2 protein-coding genes and 1 pseudogene are annotated in these 1940 nt (G+C 70.4%); all 3 read left to right on the top strand.

Features of this window, described 5'->3' with window-relative positions:
* Nucleotides 1–318: pseudogene (locus AC27VN_RS40090) on the top strand (L-aspartate oxidase); the annotation flags it as partial.
* A gap of 70 nt (nucleotides 319–388) precedes the next feature.
* Nucleotides 389–1282 (top strand): 3-methyl-2-oxobutanoate hydroxymethyltransferase, encoded by an 894-nt coding sequence (gene panB / locus AC27VN_RS40085; RefSeq protein ID WP_490880302.1) that lies wholly within the window; start codon nucleotides 389–391, stop codon nucleotides 1280–1282.
* 42 nt (nucleotides 1283–1324) lie between these two features.
* Nucleotides 1325–1940: pantoate--beta-alanine ligase (panC, locus tag AC27VN_RS40080; protein ID WP_490880301.1), on the top strand; the 616-nt coding region annotated here is incomplete at its 3' end.

Genomic DNA, 1940 nt, shown 5'->3' with positions numbered 1-1940 from the left:
GAGGCGGTGGTGATCTCGCACAACTGGGACGAGCTGCGCCGCTTCATGTGGGACTACGTGGGCATCGTGCGCACCAACAAGCGCCTGGAGCGCGCCAGCCACCGCATCGCGCTGCTGCAGGCCGAGATCCACGAGTTCTATGCCAATTTCCACGTCACGCGCGACCTGCTCGAACTGCGCAACCTGGTGCAGGTGGCCGAGCTGATCGTGCGTTCCGCGCAGGCCCGCCACGAGAGCCGGGGCCTGCATTTCAGCCGCGACTATCCTTCGCTCGCCGAGCCCACCGCACCCACGGTGCTGGTACCGGCCGACCGATAGACCCACCCGTTCCCGCTTTCTTCAACCCCAGGATGCCCGGCCACCGACGCCCGCAGGGAGAAACCCAACCATGTCCAACGCCTCCACCCCGAACGAAGCCACCGCCGCCACGCCCTACGGCACGCTGCCGCCGGCCTCGCAGCCCGCCACGCGCAAGCCGCTGAGCCTGCCGCGGCTGGCCGAGCTGCATGCGCGCGGCGAGAAGATCGCGATGCTCACGGCCTACGACGCCACCTTCGCCGCCGTGGCCGACGCCGCGGGCGTCGAATGCCTGCTGGTCGGCGATTCGCTCGGCATGGTCTGCCAGGGCCTGTCGAGCACGGTCGGCGTCACGCTCGAGACCATGCGCCACCACACCGACAGCGTCTCGCGCGGGCTGCGCCGCGTGCAGGGCACGGCCTGGCTGATCGCCGACCTGCCCTTCGGCAGCTACCAGGAGTCGCGCGAACAGGCGCTGCGCAGCGCCACCGTGCTGATGCAGGCCGGCGCCCACATGGTGAAGCTCGAGGGCGGCGGCTGGACCACCGAGACCGTGCGCTTCCTGGTCGAGCGCGGCATCCCGGTGTGCGCGCACCTGGGCCTGACGCCGCAGACCGTGCATGCGCTCGGCGGCTACCGCGTGCAGGGCAAGGGCGACGCCGCCGCGGCCCGGCTGCGCGAGGAGGCGCATGCGCTGCAGGACGCGGGCGCCGCGATGCTGGTGCTCGAGATGGTGCCGGCCGCGCTGGCCGCCGCGCTCACGGCCGAACTGACGCGCTGCGCCACCATCGGCATCGGGGCTGGCCGCGGCACCGCGGGTCAGGTGCTCGTGCTGCACGACATGCTGGGCCTGAACCTGGGGCGCATGCCGAAGTTCGTGCGCAACTTCATGGACGGCGCCGGCGGCATCCCGCAGGCGCTCGCGGCCTATGTGCGCGCCGTCAAGGACGGCAGCTTTCCCGACGACCGGCTGCACGCCTGGTAAGCCCCTCTTCTTTTTTTCCATCGTTCCAAGGAGGACTTCCTCATGTTCATCGCCCGCACCATCCCCGAACTGCGCGACCACCTGGCGCGCTTCGAACGCCCCGCCTTCGTGCCGACCATGGGCAACCTGCACGACGGCCACATCGCGCTGGTCACGCAGGCGAAGCCGCTGGGCGACGCCACCGTCGCGAGCATCTTCGTGAACCGGCTGCAGTTCCTGCCGCACGAGGACTTCGACACCTATCCGCGCACCTGGGACAGCGACTGCGCCAAGCTGGAAGCCGCCGGCTGCGACGTGCTGTTCGCGCCCGACGAGAAGGCGCTCTATCCCGAGCCCCAGACCTGCAAGGTGCATCCCGACCCGGCGCTGGCCGACATCCTCGAGGGCCACTTCCGGCCCGGCTTCTTCGTCGGCGTGTGCACCGTGGTGATGAAGCTGTTCAGCTGCGTGCAGCCGCGCGTGGCGGTGTTCGGCAAGAAGGACTACCAGCAGCTGATGATGATCCGCCACCTGGTGCGGCAGTTCGCGCTGCCGATCGAGATCGTGGGCGGCGAGACGCGCCGCGCCGACGACGGCCTCGCGCTCTCCTCGCGCAACGGCTACCTCAGCGAGGGCGAGCGCGCCGAGGCGGTGCAGCTCTCGCGCGCGCTCAAGGAGA

It is taken from the genome of Variovorax sp. 20P10.2.4 (assembly GCF_058244205.1).
This window is presented reverse-complemented; position numbering and strand designations above follow the sequence as displayed.

What these genes read in the sequence shown, in the direction of transcription:
- panB (WP_490880302.1), top strand. Translation starts at nt 389, where the DNA reads ATGTCCAACGCCTCCACCCCGAACGAAGCCACCGCCGCCACGCCCTAC.